Annotated in this window: 3 protein-coding genes; all 3 read right to left on the reverse strand. The window is 59.1% G+C overall.

Going from position 1 to position 2237, the window contains the following annotated elements:
- Nucleotides 1-95 precede the first annotated feature (95 nt).
- The 3 genes from QUA13_RS32220 to QUA13_RS32230 all read right to left on the reverse strand — a co-directional run bounded on the left by QUA13_RS32220 (nucleotide 96) and on the right by QUA13_RS32230 (nucleotide 2157).
- Nucleotides 96-461 carry a DUF6984 family protein gene (locus tag QUA13_RS32220; RefSeq protein WP_332986677.1) on the reverse strand — a complete coding sequence of 122 codons (366 nt, stop codon included), beginning with the start codon at nucleotides 459-461 and terminating at the stop codon, nucleotides 96-98.
- A gap of 768 nt (nucleotides 462-1229) precedes the next feature.
- Nucleotides 1230-1748 carry a hypothetical protein gene (locus QUA13_RS32225; RefSeq protein WP_332986676.1) on the reverse strand — a complete coding sequence of 173 codons (519 nt, stop codon included), beginning with the start codon at nucleotides 1746-1748 and terminating at the stop codon, nucleotides 1230-1232.
- An 88-nt stretch (nucleotides 1749-1836) separates the two neighbouring features.
- Nucleotides 1837-2157, reverse strand: coding sequence for a hypothetical protein (locus QUA13_RS32230; protein ID WP_332986675.1), 321 nt, complete (start codon nucleotides 2155-2157; stop codon nucleotides 1837-1839).
- Nucleotides 2158-2237: the final 80 nt, after the last annotated feature.

Consider the following 2237-nt stretch of genomic DNA (forward strand, 5'->3'; position numbering starts at 1 on the left):
CAACGCTCATGCACAAAGCGATGACTCCGGGATTAAGCACTGAGTCGAGAAGTGGCGAGTTCTGCATGGCCTAACGCTGGAGCTAAGCGGCAGCATCAATCGCGAAGCGATTGATCTGTCCGCTTGAGCGAGTTGTTAGGTGGGCCAGCCACAAGATCGTTGCGCGAGGGCCAGGCCACCACCGGCTTGAAGTCTACCCGCCAAACGTCGATCTCAAACGGCAACCCATCCTTGTCGAGGTTGAGGACGGCAGAAACCGGAACGCCCTCGTCTGTGAAGAAGTGGCACTGCGCGGGAGAGGAGCCAAGTTGCCGGCCGGTAGCGAAGGGCGCAATGGCCAAGCTGCCCATGCCGCCGTCTGCCATGGGCGCAACGGTGATTGCCGCAGCATCAAATGGGATGGCCGCCAGATCAAACAAGAACTCTACAAGCGGGCACTCGGTCTCGAGAAGCTGTCTCATGGCCCACCTAACGCTGGAGCTAAGCGGCCACATCAATCGTGAAGCGATTGATTGGTCCGCTTGAGCGAACTGTTAGGCACTGATCTATCTCAGTGCCGAGAAGATGAAGCCTAGCGCAGGAAACATGGCAAGGCCCGCACCGATGCCGAGGACGACGGGCGTGAGCCATATGGGGCCCGGAAGGTGGCGTGCTAACCACCCTGGAACCAGCGAGACCAGCATCGCGGCCGCAAGGCCGATCAACCATTCCTTGGCGCCGTCGCCCCTCACTATTTCCATAAGGGCTTGCGACAGAACCGCAAGAGCCGCTACTACGGAGTATCCGTAAGCGACAAAGAAGCGCGTCCGATTCTCGCCGTGACCGATCATGCTGCCTCCGTGCCTAACGTCTGAGTTAAGCGGCAGCTCCAATCGCGAAGCGATTGGACTGTCCGCTTGAACGAATAGTTAGGCGGAATGTGCCGGAGCGAGGAACAGCAGACAAGGCCGGATTGAGTTTTGTTGTGCCCGCGCCTGCCTAAACCTGGCACTGGCTACTCGACGGCCCGTCGGACTTGCGACGCGCGGCTACACAGCGCGGGCGGGCCGGATGTCTCGCGGCCAGTTGTCTCGCACTTGCCGAGACCGAACTCGCCTCAGCCCACCCTAGAACCAACCGCCTAACGCTGGAGCTAAGCGGCCACATCAATCGCGAAGCGATTGATTGGTCCGCTTGAGCGAACTGTTAGGGGCAAGTTTGACATGGAGCCTCTGCCGGTAGTCATGAAGTTACCGCGCGACGGCCTCGGTATCGAGGAACCTCTCCCCGACTCCATCGACCCAGCCACCGGAGATCCTTGCAACGGGCATGTACGGGTGGCAACAAACAACTCCGGCGATGAACTCCACAAACGTGAGCTCAAAACGAACCACATCTCGGCGCCCGTCCACGCACACGATGCGCCATCCGTCGCCAGAGTCAAAGCCGTAGAGAGCTCCGACCTCATCAGTGGCAAATCCAATGACGTCACCCCTAGGCGCTGGAAAGTCCGAGGTGACGTAATAAAGCTCTTCATTGAAGTAGCTGGCTGCCAGGACTGGCTCCTGTCGAATCCATGTGTCGCGATACTCCCCAAGCTTCAATCCGCCGTGTCCGTACAGTTGCAAAAAGTCCAGGTAGTCCTGCGGGATGCCCGGAAACTGAGCTGCAATTCCCGTGGCCTCCTCCGGCGAAAGAGGGGCGAGCTCAGACAGCGCATCTTCAATTCTCTTTTGGAGATGGCTCGTAAATTCCGCGAAAAGTCGCATCCTGCCTGCCCCTAACTGGTGAGCTAAGCGGCAGCATCAATCGCGAAGCGATTGATCTGTCCGCTTGAGCGAAATGTTAGGCGCCAATTTAGCCGAATTGGACCGCCACGAGATCTGCCGGCGTTGGCTGTGCCAGTCGGAGCCCTTCCCGCGCCTCTGAATACTGGTGATGCAGGCCGCTGCTGCAATACCAAATAGAAGAGACGTCGAGGTCATACCCGCCAGGACAGTTGCGCCAGACCTCAAGCCCGTACAGCGGCACTCTATGTGCCTCGAGGAGCGCCATGAACTCAAGCGCTCGGCTCGCCGGCATACCGCGTTCCGCAACGCCTTCCAGCGCCGCATGGCCGTGCTCCTCGACGAACGCGAGGAGCTTGGAGTACAGCTCCGTGTGACTGCGATCTGTCATTGGCGCCTAACGCTGGAGCTAAGCGGCCACATCAATCGCGAAGCGATTGATTGGTCCGCTTGAGCGAAATGTTAGGTGCG

The organism is Microcoleus sp. S28C3 (genome assembly GCF_036700785.1).
Lineage (GTDB): Bacteria > Cyanobacteriota > Cyanobacteriia > Cyanobacteriales > Microcoleaceae > Microcoleus > Microcoleus asticus.

Bases quoted from the DNA above. Each gene is read 5' to 3' on its own strand.
- QUA13_RS32220 (WP_332986677.1), bottom strand. From the start codon at position 461: ATGAGACAGCTTCTCGAGACCGAGTGCCCGCTTGTAGAGTTCTTGTTT.
- QUA13_RS32225 (WP_332986676.1), bottom strand. From the start codon at position 1,748: ATGCGACTTTTCGCGGAATTTACGAGCCATCTCCAAAAGAGAATTGAA.
- QUA13_RS32230 (WP_332986675.1), bottom strand. From the start codon at position 2,157: ATGACAGATCGCAGTCACACGGAGCTGTACTCCAAGCTCCTCGCGTTC.